This window comes from Amphritea sp. (assembly GCF_050300915.1).
Taxonomy (GTDB): domain Bacteria; phylum Pseudomonadota; class Gammaproteobacteria; order Pseudomonadales; family Balneatricaceae; genus Amphritea.
Map to the genome: position 1 here is coordinate 1 of NZ_JBNKYN010000168.1, position 721 is coordinate 721.

1 protein-coding gene is annotated in these 721 nt (G+C 30.1%); it reads right to left on the reverse strand.

The annotated features are described in order from the left end of the window. Window positions 1–457: 457 nt before the first annotated feature. Window positions 458–721, reverse strand: a 264-nt coding sequence (locus ACQY8X_RS20960) for a hypothetical protein (protein WP_428037069.1), incomplete at its 5' end; no start/stop codon positions are given.

Sequence of the window (721 nt, forward strand, 5' to 3'; positions counted from 1 at the left end):
CTTTTAGTTTTCTCACAGTTCATAACCTGCAACAGTTTTTTGGTTAGAAAGCTTTTTGTGGGTTATGAGCTGGGAAAAAGCTAAAAGCCGTTTAGTTAGAAACTACTGTGAATATTTTAAAAAAATTAAATTTAAAATAGAAAATGCAAAATTAAATCAAAATTTCAAATTTGAAAAATCACTGAATTTGGATTTGAAAATTCACTGAATTTCAAATTTAAAAAATGCCAAATTTTGAATTTGGAAATTGAAAAGTTGTTGAATTTCAAATTTGAAAAATCACCAAATTTTGAATTTGAAATTTGAAATTTTACTGAGTTTTCAAAAATTCAAATGTCGAAATTGAAAAATTGTTGAATTTCAAATTTGGGAAATTGCCAAATTTTCAAAATTTCAGATTTTGAATATGAAAAATCACCGAATTTCAAATTTGGAAAATTACTGCATTTTCAAAATTTCAAATTGCAAATTGAACTACGAAAAAGCTGGCAAAAGCACCTCCCAGGGTGCTTTCAGAATTGCAATATAGTGAAGCAGATTTGTCAAAGCTGCTAGGTGAAAGCAGTTCCTTTTGATTCTGCTTTTGCTTATTTTTAAGCAAAAGCAGGTAAAAAAAGCAGAACCAAACGCACCCTATAGCTTTCTCTTTGACACCCATGATTTTCCAAAGGAACCTACAAAAGGCTGGGTACACCGTTGGATTCCAGTAGTGCTTCGCCAT